The organism is Streptomyces sp. NPDC059248 (genome assembly GCF_042753905.1).
GTDB lineage: Bacteria > Actinomycetota > Actinomycetes > Streptomycetales > Streptomycetaceae > Streptomyces.
In genome coordinates this window covers 17,837-36,521 of sequence record NZ_JBHYZV010000074.1, presented here as the reverse complement: position 1 = coordinate 36,521, position 18,685 = coordinate 17,837, and the positions used below count along the sequence as shown (strand labels likewise).

Here is an 18,685-nt window from a genome sequence, read left to right as displayed (position 1 = left end):
GCGCCCCCCCCCCGCCCCCCGCGCGGGCCCCCCCCCCCGCCCGGCCCCCCGGGGGGGGGGCGCCCCCCCCCGCGCGGGCCCCCCCCCCCCTCGGGGGTCCGTCGTCAGGCGGCCTTCTTGGCCTTGGTGGCGTAGATGTCGACGTACTCCTGTCCGGAGAGCGTCATCACCTCGGCCATCACCGAGTCGGTGACGGCCCGCAGGACGTAGCGGTCGCGGTCCATGCCCTCGTAGCGGGAGAACTCCATCGCCTCGCCGAAGCGGACCGTCACCCGGCCGGGCCGGGGCAGCCCCGCGCCGCCGGGCTGGAGCTTGTCGGTCCCGATGACCGCGAAGGGCACCACCGGGGCACCGGTCATCAGTGTCAGCCGGGCGATCCCGGGGCGCCCCCGGTAGAGACGGCCGTCGGGGGAGCGGGTGCCCTCGGGGTAGATACCGAAGATCTTGCCCTGTTCGAGGAGCCGACGGCCGGTGTTGAGCGCGGCGACCCCGCCGTTGGCGCCGTCCCGGTCGACGGGGACCATCCCGACCCCGGTGAAGAACCAGGCCATCAGCCGGCCCTTGATGCCCTTGCCGGTCACGTACTCGTCCTTGCCGATGAAGTAGACCGGCCGGGAGCAGACCAGTGGCATCACCATCGAGTCGATGAAGGTCAGGTGGTTTCCGGCCAGGATGACCGGGCCGGAGCCGGGAATGTTCCCGGCCCCCTCCACGCGCGGCCGGAACATCAGGCGCAGGAAGGGTCCGAGGACGGCCTTGATGAGCGACAAGCGGGACAACGGGTCCTCCGGCGGTGACCTTGTTCGGTGTCGGATCTGGTGCTGTGCGGTACGGATTCCTGCGTCGGTGCGCATTCCTGCCGCGGTGCGCCGGAATCGGCGCGGTCCGCGCAGGTGAGGACCATACTCGCGGGTCGGCCCCGGCCGCACGTCGGGTTCACGGACTCGATACAAGCCGATACACCGTGTTGACATGTGTTCGGCCGCTGTTCGCCGGGGGTCTTCCGGCCGGACGGGACCGGTCTCTAGGGTCTTTCTTGCGGATCGGGCTGGGGTAGTGAGCGGGGTCTGGTGCCGTGGATCGCAAGGCGGAGGATTGAGCCACTGCGGAGCATTGGTGATTGACGACAACGCGGCGAGGCGCGGTGCCAGGGCACGCGAGCCCCAGCAGGATCCGGAAGAGAGGCCCTAGCGTCGGGCCGCCGGGCATTGGCCGGAGAGCAGGCGGACCACGATGGAGGAACCCCGATGACACAGGGCGCGCACACACGACCCGGACGGCGTACGGTGCTGGGCGCGGCGGCGCTCGGAGCCGCGGCGGCCGGGGTGGGCGGTACGGCCGCCACGGCGCACGCGGCCGGCGAGCGGGACACCGAGGGCCGGCCCGGGCGGGGCGGCGGCCGGGGCGGGTACCGGAATCTGCCGTACCCGACGGTGATCGCCCACCGGGGTGCCAGCGGCTACCGCCCCGAGCACACGATCGGCGCCTATCAGCTCGCCCTCGACATGGGGGCGCATGTGATCGAGCAGGATCTCGTACCGACGCGGGACGGGCATCTCGTCTGCCGCCACGAGAACGACATCACCGGCACCACGGACGTCGCCGCCCATCCCCGGTTCGCGTCCCGCCGGACCACGAAGACCATCGACGGCACCGCGATGACGGGCTGGTTTACGGAGGACTTCACCCTGGCCGAGCTGCGGACGCTGCGCGCCACCGAGCGCATCCCGGGCGTCCGCCCCGACAACACGCTGTACGACGGCCGCTGGCGGGTGCCGACCTTCGAAGAGGTGCTCCAGTGGGCCGAACGGGAGGGGCACCGCCGGGGCCGCCCGGTGTGGCTGCACGCCGAGACCAAGCACCCCACGTACTTCCGCGGGCTCGGCCTCGGCCTGGAGGAGCCCCTGGCGCGGCTGCTGCGCCGGTACGGGCGGGACCGCCGGGACGCGCCGGTCTTCCTCCAGTCGTTCGAGCCGGGCAGTATGCGGCGGATGGCGGAGCTGGTGGACGCCCCGCGGGTGGTGCTGCTGTCCGGCGCCGGGACCCGGCCGTGGGACTTCGTGGAGGCCGGTGACCCGCGGACGGTGGCCGATCTGATCACCCCGGCGGGGCTGCGGTGGATCGCGTCGTATGCCCAGGGCATCGGGCCGACGCTGGACCTGGTCGTCCCCAAGGGCCCGGACGGCCGGCTGGGTACCCCGACCACCCTGGTCCGGGACGCCCACCGCCGGGATCTGATCGTCCATCCGTACACCCTGCGCAACGAGAACACCTTCCTCCCCGCCGACTTCCGGCGGGACCGCGACGGCGCCCCGGGGATCGAGCCGAACGGGTACGGGGACGTCTTCGGGGCGTACCGCGCCTATCTCGCCACCGGGATCGACGGCATCTTCACCGACCACCCGGACACGGGCCTGCTGGCCGCGGCGGAGGTCCGGGCCGGCTGAAGCCCCGCGGCGGCCCGTGCCTCGTACGGGTGATGCCACCGCCGTCCGGCAACCGGTCCGGGCGGCGGCGCGTCCCGTCGGGCATGACAGCACAGGGATCGCCGGGTTCCCGGCCGGCGGATGGAGCCGCCGCGGTGGTCGGCGCGCTGGGCCCGCTGCTGGCGGCGGAGGCCATGGCCGAGGCGTCCGGCGCGGCCGTGGAGGCGGGGGATCTGGAACAGGCCGTCTGGGTGCGGCTGTTCGAGCGGCTCGACGGCGCGGGGCCGCCCGCGGACCCGGCCGGGTGGGTGCGCGGGGCGGTCCGGGCTGAGGTCCGCCGGGCGCGTCGGCGCGCGGCGCGGGAGCGGGTTCTGGCCCTCGACGCCGCCGTGGACCCGGGGGAGAGCGTGGAAGGGGCGGCGCTGCGGGCGGAGACGGGCCGCGCCGTCCGGTCGGCGGTAGCCCGTACTCCGGGTGACTGTCCACGGCTGCTTTCTGCGATGTTGTCATCGCAAGACCCCACATACCGTGAAATCGCAGGAGAGTTGAATTTGTCACAGGGCAGTCTAGGGCCCAAGCGTTCCCGTTGCCTGGGATGTCTGCGCAGAATGCTCGCGGCGGAGGTTGCGGCTCCTGTTCAAGGGGGAAGGGTGCGTTAGACGGCCCCGTCGGACAATCCCAGGGAACAGGTGAGCGGGAGGCATGCGCGCATGGGTATGAGCGTGACCATCTCAGCGGCGAAGGCGCGGGACGCGGAGCAGATCCTCAAGCTCCAGTACCTCTGCTACCAGACCGAGGCGGAGCTGTACGGCGACTACGCCATCGAGCCGCTCACCCAGTCTCTGGACGCCCTGCGGTCCGAGATCGCCGAGGGGCACGCGCTGGTCGCCCGGCTCGGCGACGAGGTGGTGGCCTCGGTACGCGGCCGGGTCGACGCGGCCGGTACGGCGCGGATCGCCAAGCTGATCGTCCATCCGAGGATGCAGCGGCACGGTCTGGGCGGGCGGCTGCTGGCCGCGATCGAGGTGCATTTCGCGGGGGAGCCCGCGGCGAAGAAGTTCCAGCTGTTCACCGGCCATCGCAGTGAGGGCAATCTGGCGCTCTACCGCAACCACGGCTATGTGCCGGTGGCCCGCGAGGAGGTCGGACCCCGGCTCACCCTGGTCACGCTGGAGAAGGGCGCCGAGGCCGGGGCGTTCGTCACGAGCGCCTGACGGGCCCGGACGGCCGGCCAGGACCCGACGGGTCCTGGCCGGTGACCGCCGGGGTGCCGGGATCTCAGACGGCCGATACCCCGGAGGGCGACGGCGTACGGGAGCGGCGCAGCCACAGCAGTCCGGTGACCGGCAGCAGGACCGGCAGGAAGATATAGCCCCAGCCGTAGCCGGACCAGACCGTGGAGTCCGGGAAGGCGGACGGGTCCACGAGCGTCCAGGTTCCGACGACCAGCACGCCCACCAGTTCGGCCGCGCAGCAGACCAGACCAGCCTTACGGGCCGTCTCGCCGCCGCGGACGAGGGTGTAGGTGATGAAGACGTAGACGACGGCGGCGACGGCCGAAAGGCCGTGGGCCAGCGGTGCCTCGTCGAAGTCGGTGAGGATGTGCAGGAGGGAGCGGGAGACCGCGCCCACGGACATCACTCCGTACAGCCAGACCAGCAGCAGTCCCGGCCCCCGCACGAGCCGGGTGTCGGTTCCGGCCGGAATTCCGGCCTGCGCATCGGCCGGAGCTTCGCCCGGAACCTCGGCCGCGGCGTCGGCGGGAACCTCGGCCGGAACCCCGGTCCGGGCTCCGGTCGCGGCCGCCGCCGGGTCCGCGGCGTCGGCGTCCCCCGCGGTGCCGGTCGTGCCGTCCGCCCGGGTGGTGGGCTCGGTCATCGTCAGCCTCCCCAGATGTCGTAGAGCCGCACTTCGAGTACCGCGAGGACGACCGCTCCGGCCGCTACGGTCGCCGATCCCCAGCGGGTCCGCTCGGCCAGCGACAGCACACCCGCCGCGGGGACGGTGGCGAACGCGCCGATCAGATACGCGACGAAGATCGTGGTGCCCTGGCCCGCGTCGTGCCCGCCCGCCAGCCGGACGATGCCCACCACCAGCTGCGCCAGCGCCAGCAGCGTCACCACGGCCATGCCGATGAAGTGCCAGTCCTTGGTGGGCTGGTCGCGGTAGGCGGCGTAACCGCACCAGGCGGCGAGGGCGAGCGCGGTGACGGAGATCGCGACCGTGAGGGCGTCGAGCATGGCCACGAGCGTATTACGGCGGGCGGGGCCCGCGGCGCCCGCCCCCGGCCCCGTACCGCGCCCGCGCGGACCGGCCGCGGAGCGGGTGATCGTGGCCTTGACCACAGGATCCGGTCACGGTGGATCGTCCGGGGTGCCGGGATGCCACCGTTCGGATCGGCGTCGTCCCAGGTCAGCGCCGGAGCGGTAGGGCCGGGACCAAGGGGGTCGACGTTCGATGGACGAGCGCCGACTGTCCGCTATTCGGACGCGGGGGTTGTCCCAGGAAGGTGGTCTGCTTTACTTACCGCCATGACCACGACGAGCTACCGCACCCCTGCGACCGAGGCGGACACCACGCCCGGTGCTCGTTGTCTGTGTCGAATGTGCGCCTTCTGAGGGCCCCCGACCGTGCCTCGCGCCCCGAAGTGAGAGACCGCGCAGCCGACCACGTCCGCCCCGGCGGGCCATGGCTGCCCCGCGCACCCCGCGACCACCATCCTTCCGCCGCCGCCCTGTGTCCGGACCACCGATCCGGGACCACGGGACGCGGTACGGGACGGCCCGGCGCGGTAGCGCCGTAAGGGAAAGGCCACCGCTCCGCTCCGGTTCGCGGTGGTTCATCCCGGTCTGACGGATCGACGACGACATCCCGCGCCCGGCGACGACCTTGCCGCGCACTCGACAGTACGGACGAACCCAGTGATCACGACAACGGGCCTGACCAAGGTCTACCGCTCGCGAGGACGCGAGATCACCGCCCTGGACGGCGTCGATCTCCATGTCCGGGAGGGCGAGGTCTACGGAGTCATCGGCCAGAGCGGCGCCGGCAAGTCCTCCCTCATCCGCTGCGTCAATCTGCTGGAACGCCCCACCTCCGGCACGGTGACCGTGGCCGGGACTGAGCTGACCGCCCTCGCCGGGAAGGGGCCGCGCGCCGGGCGGGAGCTGCGCGAGGCCCGCAGCCGGATCGGCATGGTCTTCCAGCACTTCAATCTGCTGTCGTCGCGGACCGTGCGGAGCAATGTCGAGCTGCCGCTGGAGATCCTCGGGCTCTCGGGCCGCGAGCGCGAGCGCAAGGCGCTCGAACTCCTCGACCTCGTCGGCCTCGCCGACAAGGCCCGGGCCTATCCGAGCCAGCTCTCCGGCGGCCAGAAGCAGCGGGTCGGTATCGCCCGCGCCCTGGCCGGGGACCCCAAGGTGCTCCTCTCCGACGAGGCCACCAGCGCGCTCGACCCGGAGACCACCCGCTCCATCCTCCAGCTGCTGCGCGATCTCAACCAGCGGCTCGGTCTGACGGTCCTGCTGATCACCCACGAGATGGACGTCGTCAAGTCGGTCTGCGACTCCGCGGCGCTGATGGAGAACGGCCGGATCGTCGAATCGGGCACGGTGAGCGAGTTGCTGGCCACCCCCGGCTCCCAGCTGGCCGCCGCGCTCTTCCCGGTCAGCGGCCGGGCATCCGGCGACGACCGCACGGTCGTCGACGTCACCTTCCACGGGGACGCGGCCACCCAGCCGGTGATCTCGCAGCTCTCACGGACGTACAACATCGATATCTCGATCCTCGGTGCCGCCATGGACACCGTGGGCGGCAAGCAGGTCGGCCGGATGCGGATCGAGCTGCCCGGCCGGTACGAGGAGAACGTGGTCCCCATCGGCTTCCTGCGCGAACAGGGACTCCAGGTCGAGGCCGCCGAGGCCGCCGACGCCCCGGCGCCCGCGCCCGTGGGCGTCCCCGCACCCGCGTCCGGCGACCTCGCCGCCACCCCGAACCTGATGAAGGACGGTGCCCGGTGACCTGGTCCGAGATGCAGCCGCTGCTGGAGCAGGCGAGCTGGGACACGATCTACATGGTCGGCTGGTCCGCCCTGATCGCCGTGGCCGCCGGGCTGCCGCTGGGGATCGTCCTCGTCCTCACCGACCGGGGCGGTCTGCTGGCCAACACGGTGGTCAACAAGGCGGTCGGCCAGATCGTCAACATCACCCGCTCGATGCCGTTCATCATCCTGCTGGTCGCCCTGCTGCCCTTCACCAAGGCGATCACCGGGACCACCATCGGCCGCGAGGGCGCGATCGTGCCGCTGGCGATCGGGGCCATCCCCTTCTTCGCCCGGCTGGTGGAGACCTCCGTACGGGAAGTCGACGGCGGTCTCGTCGAGGCCGTGCAGTCGATGGGCGGCAGCACCTGGACCGTCGTCCGCAAGGTCCTCGTACCGGAGTCCCTGCCGTCCCTGATCGCCGGCGCCACCACCACGATCGTCGCCCTGATCGGCTACTCGGCCATGGCCGGGACGGTCGGCGCGGGCGGACTCGGCGATATCGCCATCCGCTACGGCTATCAGCGCTTCGACTCGCAGATGATGTGGATCACGGTCGCCGTCCTGGCCGTCGTCATCGCCGTCATCCAGTTCGCCGGTGACTACGCGGCCCGCGCTCTCCACCGGCGCGGACGCGGCGGTTCCGCGCCCCGGCTGCGGCTGCTGAGGCCGGGACGTACCGCCGACGCCCTGGCCGTGGCCCACACGACGGCCGCGCTGGACGCCACCGGGGCCGCCGCCGCGACCGCGCCCGGCCGCCCCCCGAAGACCGACTGACCCTCCCCGTTCCGTCCGTACGGCGGTGGGCCCGGGAACTTCTGATCCCACAGGCCACGCCAGCCGCATGGATACGTATAGCCACTGAGGTCACATCAGCCTCACAGGCCACAGAGCTTTCCCTTCTGCGGCGCCCCGCCGGGGCCCGCGCCATCGCACCACCCATGGAGAAAGGCACTTTTCGTGCGTAACACTGCCAAGATCACGACCGCTGTCCTCGCCGTCGGAGCCCTCACCCTCGGCCTGACCGCCTGCGGCAACGAGGACAACAAGACCGGCGCCGACGCCGACCCGGCCAAGCCGCTGGTCATCGCCGCCAGCTCGGTCCCGCACGCCGAGATACTCGGCTTCGTCAAGGACAAGCTGGCCGCCGAGCAGGACCTCAAGCTCGACATCCGGGAGTTCGGCGACTACGTCACCCCGAACACCGCCACCCAGAGCGGCGAGGTCGGCGCCAACTACTTCCAGCACAAGCCGTACCTGGACGACTTCAACAAGAAGAACAAGACGACCATCGTGCCCGTCGTCACCGTCCACCTGGAGCCGCTGGGCGTCTACTCCAAGAAGGTCGACAAGCTGGCCGACCTCAAGGACGGCGCCACCATCGCGCTGCCCAACGACACCACCAACGAGGCCCGCGCCCTCAAGCTGCTGGAACAGAACGGCCTCATCAAGCTGAAGCCCGGTGCCGGCAACGAGGCCACGCCGAAGGACATCGCCGAGAACCCGAAGAAGCTCACCTTCAAGGAGCTGGAGGCCGCGGCCGTACCGCGCGCGCTCGGCGACGTGGACGCGGCCGTCATCAACGGCAACTACGCGGTGCAGACCAAGCTCAGCCCCAAGAACGACTCCCTGGTGCTCGAGTCCGCCGAGAACAACCCGTACGGCAACTTCCTCGCGGTGAAGGAGGGCAGCGAGAAGGACCCGCGGGTCGAGAAGCTCGCCAAGCTCCTCACCTCGCCCGAGGTGAAGAAGTTCATCGAGGACAAGTACGACGGCTCGGTGATCGCCGCCTTCTGAGCCGCCTCCTGAGCGGGGTTATGACGGCCGCGTAGCCTCGGCCCGAGCCCGGGCACGCCCGCCGCCGCGGGCGAACCCGTACGACACCCGCGCGGCCCCGCACCCCGGACGGGTGCGGGGCCCGCCGCCGTCCGCCCCGCGGCCCCCCGTGGTGCCCCCGGGTCGGCCCATGCTGCATGCTGGGCCTTTCGCAGGCCACTGGTCGCCTGTTCCCCGCAGGCCATCGTTATGGAGCAGCGCATGACAACCACCTTTCCTGACGTGTCCATCAGCACGGAGCGATTGGTGCTGCGCCCCTTCGAGGAGGCCGACATCCCGGCGTACACCGAGATGATGAACGACGAGACGGTCACCGCCTGGACGCCCGTACCCCATCCCTTCACTCGCGCCGACGCCGAGAAGTGGATCCGGGAGATAGCACCCGCGCAGCGCACCGAGGGCCGGGGCATCGTCTTCGCCGTCACCGAGTTCCTCACCCAGCGCCTGGTGGGGACGGTACGGCTGAAGAACACCGACTGGCGGATCCGGGCCACCGAGGCGGCGTACGCCATCGCGCCCTGGGCCCGCGGCGAGGGGTACGCCACCGAATCCGTGCTCGCCGTCGCCAAATGGCTCTTCCGCGACCGCGACTTCGAACGTCTCGAACTGCGCACCGCCGCCGACAACACCGCGTCCCAGCAGGTGGCGCAGAAGATCGGCGGCATCAGTGAAGGGGTGCTGCGCAGCGCCTGGATCGCCAGGACCCGGACCGCCGACGGCGGCTGGACCGAACTGCGGACCGATCTGATCGTCTGGAGCCTGCTGCCCGAGGACCTCGACGGCGTGACCGACGGATCCGCCGAGTCCGGTTACACCGACTGGAGCTGAGACCGCGCCCCCGGCCCCGCGCGGCGTCGGGACACCACCGGAACACGATCGTCCGGTGGACGGCCGGACGCCCGGCTGATTCAGTGTCCCGACCGGTCGTGTGCCGATCGGTTGTGTCCCGACCGGTCGTGTCCCCACCGGTTGTGTCCCGGCCGGTCGTGTCCCGACTGGTTCAATGGACGCCTCGCGCCCCGAGTCGTCCGGCCCGCCCGTCCCACCGGTGGCCCCCGGCCCCGGACGCTCCTCCCACCTGCGACGACTCCAGGAGACTGACGACCATGGCCGACCGCGTCACGGTGATCGGCTGGGACGGCTCACCCCTCACCGCCGCGGCCCGCTCCGCACTCGGCGCCGCCACCCTGGTGGCCGGCGCGGCCCACCACCTGGCCCTGCCCGAGGTCCCCGGCACGGCCGAACGCATCCGCCTCGGCAGCGTCTCCCTCGCCGCCCGCCGGATCGCGGGACACCGGGGCAGCGCCGTCGTACTCGCCGACGGCGATCCGGGCTTCTTCGGGGTCGTCCGCACCCTCCGCGCCCCCGAGCACGGTCTCGAGGTCGAGGTGGTGCCCGCCGTCTCCTCCGTCGCCGCCGCCTTCGCCCGGGCGGGCATGCCCTGGGACGACGCCCGGATCGTGGTCGCCCACCCCAGAACGCTGCGGCGCGCGGTCAACGTCTGCCGGGCGCACCCCAAGGTCGCCGTCCTCACCTCGCCCGGCGCGGGACCGGCCGAACTCGCCCTGCTCCTCGACGGCGTCCACCGCACCTTCGTCGTCTGCGAGGAGTTGGGCACCGAACGGGAACAGGTCTCGGTCGTCACCTCCGACAAGGCCGCCGACCACCTCTGGCGCGACCCCAATGTGGTGATCGTGGTCGGTGGCTCGGCCGCCGCCCCGAACCCCGCCGGCGGCTGGATCGCGGGCCGCGAGCCCGGATTCCCGTCCGCCGTACGGGGCTGGGCGCTGCCCCGCTCGGCGTACGGCACCGACGACGCCCAGGACCGCGGTTCCGATGGCGGTACGGAACCGGAGACGAGCCGTCCGGAGGCCGGCGGCGGACGCGAGGGCGAGAGCGCGACGCTGCGCGCCCTCCAACTGGCCCGGCTCGGCCCCCGGGAGGGCGACCTGGTCTGGGACGTCGGCTGCGGGGACGGACTCCTCGCCGTCGACGCGGCGCGGTTCGGCGCGGCCGTGATCGCCGTGGACGCCGACCCCGGCGCCTGCGCCCGTACCGACGCCGCGGCCCGGCGCGCCGGGGTCCGGGTCCAGCTCGTCAACGGCCGCGCCCCGCAGGTCCTGGAGAGCCTGCCCGAACCCGATGTCGTCAGGATCGGCGGCGGGGGCGCGGAGACCGTCGCGGCCTGCGCCGACCGGCGCCCCGAACGCATCGTCACGCACGCCCTCACCCGGGAGGCCGCCGAGGCCGTCACCGAGGCCCTGTCGGCCGGTGGCTACGCGGTGGAATGCGTCTTCGCGCAGTCCGTCGCGTTCGACCCGAAGGGCTGGTCGGAACGGGAACGGGCGGTGGTCTTCCTGGTGTCGGGACGGTTGCCGGAGCGTGCCCCGTGACCATGATTGTCAGTGGCCCGGGGTAGGCTGACCGACCGTTGTACCGCACCGGGACGAGCCGTCGCTACGTTCGGCATCGCCCCGGAACACCGGAAAACGAGTGTCGCTTTGGCTCCGGTATGTGGTACGTCGAAACCGGGGGACGCGCAACGTGGCGCAGCCCACAGCAGGCCGTGTCGGATCCGACCGCCACGGCCCCCGCACGGCCGCGAGAATGCTGGAAGCCCGCGGGGCCGTCGTGCCGCGCGGCGCGCGCGCTCGTTCTCGTTGACGGGCGTCGGCGCGTCACGACCGGGCGTCCGGGCGGATGGGCGAAGGATCACACGATGGGGCGAGGGGTACGCATGACCGACACCGGCCAGATCCCGGGTGAGGGGCTGCCGGGGAACGCAGGCGTGGTGGAGCAGCAGCCGGGCATGCCCGGTCCTGAGGCGTACACCGTCCTGGACCCCTCCGCTCCGCGGCCCGCGCGCGCGGCGCACACCGATGACGATCTGCTGTTGATGCCGGGCGCGCAGGGCGCGTGGGTCGACCCGCAGGCGACCCTGGGCGGACAGCACCCGTCCCCCGTCCAGCCGTTGGGGGCCGCGCCCGTGTTCCAGCCCGCCGCCGCGCCCGTCGCGGCGCCCGCCCAGGCCCAGGCCCAGGCCCAGACGGTCCACGCGGAGCAGCCGGTGGGCGTTCCGCATCCCGAGCAGTACGGGGCGGAGGGCGTCCCGGTCGCCCCGGGCGCCGTGCCCGTGGCGACCCCGTATCCGGTCACCGGCGCTCCGGTGGAGGCCGCCGGGTCCGCGGGTCCGGCCGGGCCCGGCCTGGCACCGGGTCCCGAGGGGGCGGAGTTCGTGGCACCGGACGCCCCGGAGCAGGCCGTCGCGGTCGCTCCGTCCGGGGATCCCGCCGTGATGGCGCCGGTGGGCGTGGTGACCGCGCCGGGTCTTGTGGCCCCCACAGATCTGGGCACCCCGGAGTCCGCCGCCCCGTCCATACAGCAGGTGGCCCCGGCCCCCGCCACCGATATCGCCCCGTCCGCCGGCGCCGGAGCCGCCGAGTCCGCCCCCGTACCGGAGCAGCAGGGGCAGGAGCAGCCGGCGCAGCACATTGAGGGCGTCCCGCCCGAGCAGCAGCCGGGGGAGCCCGGTGAGCAGGCTCCCGCCGCGACCGACGGCCCGGCCGCCGCCCCGGCGGTGGAAGAGCCCGTGCCCGGCCCGCAGGGCGAGCAGCCCGCGCCCGTGTTCCCGCCGGGTTCCGCGACCCCGACCCCGCCGCCCGGGCGGCGCCCCCTGCACATGGGCCCGCCGGTGCCGGACCACTCCACCGGTGTGGTCCGGTCCCTGGCCGACCGGGGTCCGGCCGGAGTCGCCCCGCACCCGCTGACCGCGCAGCACCACCCCGGCCCGCCGACGCTGGGCCCCGAGTATCTGGACGTGCCGCGCGACGAGGCCCCGCAGACCCTGCCCGGGCCCCAGCTCGCCGAGATCCCGCCGCAGGCCGGGGCGCCCTGGGACGCCGTACCGCCGCAGACCGTGACACCGATGGAGCCGACCGCCGAAGCCGTCGCGCCAGCCGCCCCTGTCGAGGCCGAGGCGGCCGTCGAGACCGCGGCGACGGTCGTCCCGGACGAGACCCCCGCCGCGCCCGCCGAGCCGGGTGAGCCCGCCGCTCCGGTTGCCGAGCCCGTCGGGGCCGAGACGCCCGCCGCCGATGACACCGGTGAGCTCGCCGAGCTCGCCGAAATCATCGAGACGCCGGAAACGCCTGATGCCCCCGAGGCCGTTGAGCCCGTCGAGACCGCCCCGGTCGAGGCGGCGGCCGGGCCCGATGCCGTACCCGCGGAGCCCGTCGCCGCGCAGACCGAGGCCCCTGCCGAGGCGCCCGTACCCGCGGACGACGCGCCCGCCGAGTCCGTACAGCAGCAGCAGGCCGTAGCCGAGGACCCGGCCACCGCGCCGGAGCCCGTCGCCGCCGAGCCCGTCATCGACGCTCCCGAGGCCGACGCCGGAGCGGACGGCGGGGCTCCCGCCGCCGAGACCACCGACGCGCCCATCGCCGAGGTTGTTGTCGAGGCACCCCCCGCCGAGGTTCCGGCCGCGCCCGAGCAGACCGTCCCGCAGCCGGAGGCACCCGCCGAGGTGCCCGCCGAGGCGTCCGAGGCCCCGGCCTCCGAGCAGGCGCCCGCCGACCCCGTGGCCGAGGCGCCCGAGATGGTGGCCGCTCCGCAGGCCGAGGCCCCCGCCGAAGCGGAGACGGACGCGGTAGCCGAGCCCGAGCCTGTACCCGTGCCCGCGCCCGCCGCCGAGGAGACGGCGCCCGCCGCGACACCCGAGGCGGAGGCGGAGGCGGAGACAGCGGCGCCCGAGGCGGAGGCGGAGGCGGCAGCGCCCGAGGCCGGGGAAGGCACGACGGCCGAGCCCGTCGCCGATGACGCGCCCGAGGCGGCGCCCGCCGGGGACGAAGCGCCCGAGCCCGCCGTACGGCAGGCGCCGCCCGCCCCCGCGTACGACGACGCCGAGCGCGAGGCCGTCCTGAAGGTGATGCGCGAGCGCCGCGACATCCGCAACGGCTTCCGCGACGACCCGATCCCGCACGATGTGCTGCTGCGCGTCCTGGAGGCGGCCCACACCGCCCCCAGCGTCGGCCACTCCCAGCCCTGGGACTTCGTCGTCATCCGCTCCGCCGAGACCCGCGCCACGATGCACGAACTGGCGCAGCGCCAGCGGGACGCCTACGCCAAGTCGCTCCCCAAGGCCCGGGCCAAGCAGTTCAAGGAACTGAAGATCGAGGCCATCCTCGACACCCCGGTCAATATCGTCGTCACGGCCGACCCGACCCGCGGCGGCCGCCACACCCTGGGGCGGCACACCCAGCCCCAGATGGCCCCGTACTCCTCCGCGCTCGCCGTCGAGAACCTCTGGCTCGCGGCCCGCGCCGAGGGTCTGGGCGTCGGCTGGGTCAGCTTCTTCGACGAGCGCGAGATGGTCCGCGCGCTCGGCCTCCCCGAGCACCTGGAGGTCGTCGCCTACCTCTGCGTCGGCTATGTCGACGAGTTCCCGGAGGAGCCCGAGCTGGCGCAGGCGGGCTGGTCCAAGCGCCGTCCGCTGTCCTGGGTCGTCCACGAGGAGACGTACGGCCGCCGCGCGCTGCCCGGCGCCGAGCCGCACGACCTCCTCCAGGAGACCGTTGCCGCGATCCGCCCGCTGGACGCCAAGGCGCTCGGCGAGGCCTGGGAGCGGCAGAAGCGGATGACCAAGCCCGCGGGCGCGCTCGGCATGCTGGAGATCATCTCCGCCCAGCTGAGCGGATTGTCCCGGATGTGCCCGCCGCCGATCCCGGAGCCCGCCGCCGTGGCGGTCTTCGCGGGCGACCACGGCGTCCACGCCCAGGGCGTCACACCCTGGCCCCAGGAAGTGACCGGCCAGATGGTCGCCAACTTCCTCGGCGGGGGAGCGGTGGTCAACGCCTTCGCCAACCAGGTCGGCGCCGAGGTCTGCGTCGTCGACGTCGGCGTGGCGTCCGAGCTGCCCGCCCAGCCCGGACTGCTGCCCCGCAAGGTCCGCGCCGGTACGGCCGACTTCACCGAGGGCCCCGCCCTCACCCGCGAGGAGGTCGTCGCGGGGATCGAGGTCGGCATCGAGACCGCGCGCGATCTGGTCGCCGCGGGCAACAAGGCGCTGCTGACCGGTGAGATGGGTATCGCCAACACCACCGTGTCGGCCGCCCTGATCTGCGTCTACACCGGCGACGACCCGGCCGAGATCACCGGTCGCGGTACCGGCATCAACGACGAGACGCACGCCCGCAAGGTCGATGTCGTCCGCCGTGGCCTCGAACTCCACACCCCCGACCCGGCGGACCCGATCGGTGTCCTCGCCGCGTTCGGCGGCCTGGAGCACGCCGCGCTCGTGGGCCTGATCCTCGGCGGCGCGTCCCTGCGCACCCCCGTCGTCCTCGACGGTGTCTCCGCGGGCGCCGCCGCCCTGGTCGCCCGGGCCGTCGCGCCCGAGGCCCTCTCGGCCTGCATCGCCGGACACCGCAGCGCCGAACCCGGCCATGTCGCGGCGCTCACCAAGCTCGGTCTGCGCCCCCTGATCGACCTCGATCTCCGGCTCGGCGAGGGCACCGGCGCACTGCTGGCGCTCCCCGTCGTCCAGAGCGCGGCCCGGGCCATGCACGAGGTGGCGACCTTCGACTCGGCCGGGGTCACCGAGAAGTAGCGGCAGGTGCGGTCCGCGTACCGACGGGTACGCGGACTGCACCGCACCCGCCGGGCGCGGGCGCACGGCCCGGCCGCCGCCCCCGGCTCCGGGGCCACCGCCCGCCGCCGACCCCCGACAACCGCCGATGACCTGCTGTGATGTCCGCCGCTCGGCATATCGCGGGCGAAACGCGGCACCGTACAGTAAGCCGGTACACGTCCCGCCGAGCCGCGCCGACGCCGCCGCGCTCCGTATCGTCGTACCGATCGTCGTACCGCCGTCCCGCCCACGCCGGACCTCCCCGTCCCATGCCGCGCCCCAGGGAGCCCCAACCCCATGCCCCAGCAGACGCCAGCGCATCCGCATCCCGCCTACCCCGTGGGGCTGCGGCTCTCGGGCCGCCGTGTCGTCGTGGTCGGCGGCGGACAGGTCGCCCAGCGGCGGCTGCCCGCGCTGATCGCCGCGGGCGCCGACGTCGTCCTGGTGTCACCGTCGGCCACCCCCTCCGTGGAGGCCATGGCCACCGCGGGGGAGATCCGCTGGGAGCGGCGGCGCTATCTGGACGGCGACCTGGACGGCGCCTGGTACGTCGTCGTCGCCTCCTCCGACCCCGAGGCCAACGACCGGATCTCCGCCGAGGCGGAGGAGCGGCGCGTCTGGTGCGTACGCTCCGACGACGCCGATGTGGCCACCGCCCTCACCCCGGCCACCGGCCGCTCCGCCGGAGTGACCGTCGCCGTCCTCACCACCGAGGTCAGGGACCGGGACCCCCGCCGGACGGCGGCTGTACGCGACGCCGTCGTGGAGGGCCTGCGGAACGGTACGATCACCGCCCGCCAGCACCGTACCCGGACCCCGGGCGTCGCCCTCGTCGGCGGCGGCCCCGGCGACCCCGACCTGATCACGGTCAAGGGGCGGCGGCTGCTCGCCGAGGCGGACGTCGTCGTCGCCGACCGCCTCGGGCCCCGCGACCTCCTCGACGAACTCCCGCCGCATGTCGAGGTGATCGACGCGGCGAAGATCCCGTACGGCCGGTTCATGGCCCAGGAGGCCATCAACAACGCGCTGATCGAGCACGCCAAGGCGGGCCGTGCGGTCGTCCGGCTCAAGGGCGGTGACCCGTTCGTCTTCGGCCGGGGCATGGAGGAGGCCGAGGCCCTCGCCGCCGAGGGCATCCCCTGCACCGTCGTCCCCGGTATCTCCAGCTCCATCAGCGTGCCGGGGGCGGCCGGGATCCCGGTCACCCACCGGGGCGTCGCCCATGAGTTCACCGTGGTCAGCGGCCATGTCGCCCCCGACGACGAGCGGTCCCTGGTGGACTGGGCGGCCCTCGCCCGGCTGCGCGGCACCCTGGTGATCCTGATGGGCGTCGACAAGATCGGCGCGATCGCCCGCGCGCTGGTGGCCCACGGCCGGGACGGCGCCACCCCGGTGGCCCTGGTGCAGGAGGGCACGACCGCCGCGCAGCGCCGGGTCGACGCCACCCTGGCGACCGTCGGGGACGTGGTCGCCGCCGAGGACGTCCGGCCGCCCGCGGTGATCGTCGTCGGCGACGTGGTCTCGGTCGCCGCCCGGGTCGCCGGGAGCGGCACGGCCGGCCCCACCCCCTCGTAACGCCCCCTTGTAACCTTCAGTAACCGACCCCTGTCCAGGCGTTGGCACCCATCCCTGGAGAAGGCAGTATCACCCTGTGGCTGATCTCATCACTGTCGAAGACCCCGACGACCCCCGGCTGAGCGACTACACCGGCCTCACCGACGTCGAGCTGCGGCGCAGGCGCGAACCCGCCGAGGGCCTCTTCATCGCCGAGGGCGAGAAGGTCATCCGCCGGGCGAAGGACGCCGGGTACGCGATGCGGTCGATGCTGCTGTCGGCCAAGTGGGTCGACGTCATGCGCGATGTCATCGACGAGATGCCCGCCCCCGTCTACGCGGTCAGCCCGGAGCTCGCCGAACGCGTCACCGGCTACCACGTCCACCGGGGCGCGCTCGCCTCCATGCAGCGCAAGCCGCTGCCCGACGCGGCCGGACTGCTGACCGGCGCCCGCCGGGTCGTCGTGATGGAATCCGTCAACGACCACACCAACATTGGGGCGATCTTCCGCAGCGCCGCCGCGCTCGGCATGGACGCCGTCCTGCTCTCGCCGGACTGCGCGGACCCGCTGTACCGGCGGTCCGTGAAGGTCTCCATGGGCGCGGTGTTCTCGGTCCCGTACGCCCGGCTCGACGTCTGGCCCCGGGGTCTCGAAGCCGTACGGGAGGCGGGCTTCACCCTGCTCGCCCTCACCCCCGACGAGAAGGCCACCGCCATCGACGAGGCCGCGCCGCACCGGATGGAGCGGGTGGCGCTGATGCTGGGCGCCGAGGGCGAAGGACTGTCGACGCAGGCCCTGGTCGCGGCGGACGAATGGGTCCGGATCCCGATGGCCCACGGTGTGGACTCGCTCAATGTGGGCGCTGCGGCGGCCGTGGCCTTCTACGCCGTGGCGTCGGGCCGCCCGGAAGCCTGATCCGCCGGCCCCGCCCCCGCCCCCGCCCCCGACCCCCGCCCCGCGAGTCCCTACAGCTGCTGGGCCGCCGCGATGCCCAGCGCGACGATCAGTGTCACCACGAAGAAGACCACGATGCGCTGCCGCAGCAGCCGGGGATTGGCGGGGCGTCGTCCCGTAGATGTCGTACGCGGACCGGGGCGCCCGCCCTGACGGCCCCGGGCGGTCGACGGCGCGCCGCCGCGCGAGGGGCGCGGCCGGGACGAGCCACCGGTCCTCGACGGCTGCGGACGCGGCCCGCCGGCCCCGCCCGTACGGCGCTCGCCGGTCCGCCGGTCACGCTCCCGGGGGTCGCGTTCGGGCCGGTCCAGCCGTTCCGTGCGGTCCAGTCGCTCCGTACGCTGCGGATAGCGGGACGGCTGACCGCCCCGGGTGTCGATCCGCTCCCGCGCCACCGGCGGTCTGCTGTCGGCCGGGCCCTGTGCCTCCCGGGCCGCGATCTCCTTGAGCCGCATGGAGAGCTGGAGCGTGCTGGGGCGCTCCAGCGGGTCCTTCGCCAGACACGCCCGGAGCAGGGGCGCCAGCGCGTCCGGCACTCCCTGGAGATGCGGCTCCTCGTGGACCACGCGGTACAGCATGACCTCCGAACCGCCGTGGCCGAAGGGGGAGTCCGCGGTCGCCGCGTAGGCGAGGGTGGCGCCGAGCGCGAACACGTCCGTCGCCGGGGTGACGGCGACCCCGCGGACCTGTTCGGGGGCGAGGAAGCCGGGGGAGCCGACGGCCGTGCCGACATGGGTCAGGGTGGAGGCGCCGGTCGCCCAGGCGATACCGAAGTCGATGATGCGGGGGCCCTTGGGCGAGAGCAGGATGTTCGACGGCTTGAGGTCGCGGTGCACGACCCCGGCCTCGTGGACGGCGACAAGCCCCTCGGAGAGCGCCGCCCCGATCGCGGCCACCTCGGCCGCCGGGAGGATCCCCTCCTCGTTGACCTTGTCGTGGAGGGAGGGGCCCGGGACGTACTGGGTGGCGAACCACGGCCGGTCGGCCTCCAGGTCCGCCGCCACCAGCCGGGCCGTACAGCCGCCCCGGATACGGCGGGCCGCCGACACCTCCCGGGCGAACCGGGACCGGAACTCCTGGTCCTCCGCGAGATCCGGGCGGATCACCTTCAGCGCCACCCGCTGGCCGCGCCGGTCCGAGCCCAGATAGACGACGCCCATGCCGCCCGCGCCCAGCCGCCGGTGGATACGGAACGAGCCGACGACACGCGGGTCCTCGCGCCGGAGCCGCATCATCGCCATCGTCCGTCC

General features: G+C 73.6%; 15 protein-coding genes. 11 read left to right on the top strand and 4 right to left on the bottom strand.

The window, feature by feature from the left end:
- Nucleotides 1-104: 104 nt before the first annotated feature.
- Nucleotides 105-854 (bottom strand): lysophospholipid acyltransferase family protein, encoded by a 750-nt coding sequence (locus ACFXG1_RS26545; protein WP_384744845.1) that lies wholly within the window; start codon nt 852-854, stop codon nt 105-107.
- Between the two features lie 393 nt (nt 855-1,247).
- On the opposite strand from ACFXG1_RS26545, the gene ACFXG1_RS26540 reads away from it, so the two are divergent.
- From ACFXG1_RS26540 to ACFXG1_RS26530, 3 genes are all read left to right on the top strand, one after another.
- Entirely contained in the window at nt 1,248-2,447 is a 1,200-nt protein-coding gene (locus ACFXG1_RS26540) for a glycerophosphodiester phosphodiesterase (protein ID WP_384718102.1), read from the top strand.
- An 83-nt stretch (nt 2,448-2,530) separates the two neighbouring features.
- Nucleotides 2,531-3,085, top strand: coding sequence for an RNA polymerase sigma factor (locus ACFXG1_RS26535; protein WP_384718104.1), 555 nt, complete (start codon nt 2,531-2,533; stop codon nt 3,083-3,085).
- Between the two features lie 51 nt (nt 3,086-3,136).
- Nucleotides 3,137-3,640 (top strand): GNAT family N-acetyltransferase, encoded by a 504-nt coding sequence (locus tag ACFXG1_RS26530; RefSeq protein WP_384718106.1) that lies wholly within the window; start codon nt 3,137-3,139, stop codon nt 3,638-3,640.
- 64 nt (nt 3,641-3,704) lie between these two features.
- Here ACFXG1_RS26530 and ACFXG1_RS26525 read toward each other — a convergent pair whose 3' ends face one another.
- Nucleotides 3,705-4,064: a hypothetical protein gene (locus ACFXG1_RS26525; RefSeq protein ID WP_384718114.1), complete on the bottom strand. Its 360-nt coding sequence runs from the start codon at nt 4,062-4,064 to the stop codon at nt 3,705-3,707.
- 242 nt (nt 4,065-4,306) lie between these two features.
- Nucleotides 4,307-4,666 (bottom strand): hypothetical protein, encoded by a 360-nt coding sequence (locus tag ACFXG1_RS26520; RefSeq protein ID WP_384718108.1) that lies wholly within the window; start codon nt 4,664-4,666, stop codon nt 4,307-4,309.
- Nucleotides 4,667-5,347: 681 nt separating this feature from the next.
- Here ACFXG1_RS26520 and ACFXG1_RS26515 point away from each other — a divergent pair.
- The 8 genes from ACFXG1_RS26515 to ACFXG1_RS26480 all read left to right on the top strand — a co-directional run bounded on the left by ACFXG1_RS26515 (nt 5,348) and on the right by ACFXG1_RS26480 (nt 17,396).
- Nucleotides 5,348-6,445: a methionine ABC transporter ATP-binding protein gene (locus ACFXG1_RS26515; protein ID WP_384744842.1), complete on the top strand. Its 1,098-nt coding sequence runs from the start codon at nt 5,348-5,350 to the stop codon at nt 6,443-6,445.
- A complete protein-coding gene (locus ACFXG1_RS26510) occupies nt 6,442-7,242 on the top strand; it encodes a methionine ABC transporter permease (protein ID WP_384744840.1) in 801 nt (266 codons plus the stop codon). The genes ACFXG1_RS26515 and ACFXG1_RS26510 overlap by 4 nt, the downstream gene beginning before the upstream one ends.
- Nucleotides 7,243-7,425: 183 nt before the next feature.
- Nucleotides 7,426-8,262, top strand: a complete 837-nt coding sequence (locus ACFXG1_RS26505; RefSeq protein WP_384723037.1) for a MetQ/NlpA family ABC transporter substrate-binding protein — start codon at nt 7,426-7,428, stop codon at nt 8,260-8,262.
- 228 nt (nt 8,263-8,490) lie between these two features.
- The gene (locus ACFXG1_RS26500) at nt 8,491-9,129 is read left to right on the top strand and encodes a GNAT family N-acetyltransferase (RefSeq protein WP_384723034.1); all 639 of its coding nucleotides are present in this window, start codon (nt 8,491-8,493) and stop codon (nt 9,127-9,129) included.
- A gap of 278 nt (nt 9,130-9,407) precedes the next feature.
- Nucleotides 9,408-10,694: a precorrin-6y C5,15-methyltransferase (decarboxylating) subunit CbiE gene (gene cbiE / locus ACFXG1_RS26495; RefSeq protein WP_384744837.1), complete on the top strand. Its 1,287-nt coding sequence runs from the start codon at nt 9,408-9,410 to the stop codon at nt 10,692-10,694.
- Nucleotides 10,695-11,038: 344 nt separating this feature from the next.
- Nucleotides 11,039-14,905, top strand: coding sequence for a nicotinate-nucleotide--dimethylbenzimidazole phosphoribosyltransferase (gene cobT, locus ACFXG1_RS26490; RefSeq protein WP_384744835.1), 3,867 nt, complete (start codon nt 11,039-11,041; stop codon nt 14,903-14,905).
- Between the two features lie 318 nt (nt 14,906-15,223).
- Nucleotides 15,224-16,501: a uroporphyrinogen-III C-methyltransferase gene (gene cobA / locus ACFXG1_RS26485; protein WP_384716809.1), complete on the top strand. Its 1,278-nt coding sequence runs from the start codon at nt 15,224-15,226 to the stop codon at nt 16,499-16,501.
- A gap of 76 nt (nt 16,502-16,577) precedes the next feature.
- The gene (locus tag ACFXG1_RS26480) at nt 16,578-17,396 is read left to right on the top strand and encodes a TrmH family RNA methyltransferase (RefSeq protein WP_384716806.1); all 819 of its coding nucleotides are present in this window, start codon (nt 16,578-16,580) and stop codon (nt 17,394-17,396) included.
- A 50-nt stretch (nt 17,397-17,446) separates the two neighbouring features.
- On the opposite strand, the gene ACFXG1_RS26475 is transcribed toward ACFXG1_RS26480, so the two are convergent.
- Entirely contained in the window at nt 17,447-18,676 is a 1,230-nt protein-coding gene (locus ACFXG1_RS26475; protein ID WP_384716803.1) for a serine/threonine-protein kinase, read from the bottom strand.
- Nucleotides 18,677-18,685: the final 9 nt, after the last annotated feature.

Bases quoted from the DNA above. Each gene is read 5' to 3' on its own strand.
- ACFXG1_RS26545 (WP_384744845.1), bottom strand. From the start codon at position 854: ATGCGCACCGACGCAGGAATCCGTACCGCACAGCACCAGATCCGACAC.
- ACFXG1_RS26540 (WP_384718102.1), top strand. From the start codon at position 1,248: ATGACACAGGGCGCGCACACACGACCCGGACGGCGTACGGTGCTGGGC.
- ACFXG1_RS26535 (WP_384718104.1), top strand. From the start codon at position 2,531: ATGACAGCACAGGGATCGCCGGGTTCCCGGCCGGCGGATGGAGCCGCC.
- ACFXG1_RS26530 (WP_384718106.1), top strand. From the start codon at position 3,137: ATGGGTATGAGCGTGACCATCTCAGCGGCGAAGGCGCGGGACGCGGAG.
- ACFXG1_RS26525 (WP_384718114.1), bottom strand. From the start codon at position 4,064: ATGTCCGTGGGCGCGGTCTCCCGCTCCCTCCTGCACATCCTCACCGAC.
- ACFXG1_RS26520 (WP_384718108.1), bottom strand. From the start codon at position 4,666: ATGCTCGACGCCCTCACGGTCGCGATCTCCGTCACCGCGCTCGCCCTC.
- ACFXG1_RS26500 (WP_384723034.1), top strand. From the start codon at position 8,491: ATGGAGCAGCGCATGACAACCACCTTTCCTGACGTGTCCATCAGCACG.
- cbiE (WP_384744837.1), top strand. From the start codon at position 9,408: ATGGCCGACCGCGTCACGGTGATCGGCTGGGACGGCTCACCCCTCACC.
- cobT (WP_384744835.1), top strand. From the start codon at position 11,039: ATGACCGACACCGGCCAGATCCCGGGTGAGGGGCTGCCGGGGAACGCA.
- cobA (WP_384716809.1), top strand. From the start codon at position 15,224: ATGCCCCAGCAGACGCCAGCGCATCCGCATCCCGCCTACCCCGTGGGG.
- ACFXG1_RS26475 (WP_384716803.1), bottom strand. From the start codon at position 18,676: ATGGCGATGATGCGGCTCCGGCGCGAGGACCCGCGTGTCGTCGGCTCG.